This window comes from Salmonella sp. SAL4457, from assembly GCF_046548235.1.
GTDB lineage: Bacteria > Pseudomonadota > Gammaproteobacteria > Enterobacterales > Enterobacteriaceae > Salmonella > Salmonella enterica.
Genome location: NZ_JBGDZO010000818.1, coordinates 1 through 258 on the forward strand (window position 1 = coordinate 1; position 258 = coordinate 258).

The 258-nt window shown below is 58.9% G+C and carries 1 protein-coding gene; it reads right to left on the reverse strand.

The features are described 5' to 3' along the window. Nucleotides 1-258 (reverse strand): protein kinase domain-containing protein (locus ACLJNW_RS26450; RefSeq protein ID WP_410961545.1); only part of this gene is annotated, 258 nt, incomplete at both ends.

Genomic DNA, 258 nt, shown 5'->3' on the forward strand with positions numbered 1-258 from the left:
ATGTAGCGATGCGCGTAACGCAATGCGTCGATGAGCTGGCGCGCGATGTCGGTGACTTCTTCGATCCCGAACTGACGGTTGTCGCGCTCGTACGCCTCGATGCGATTACGCAGGTTGTGACCCTTCAGCCGCTCCATCGAGAAGTAGTAATAGTTGCCGCTTTGACCGACGTCGTACACGCGCACGATGTTCGGGTGCGACAGATTGCAGGAGACTTTCGCTTCGGCGAGGAAGCGCTCCTTCGCCGCGGTGCTGAAC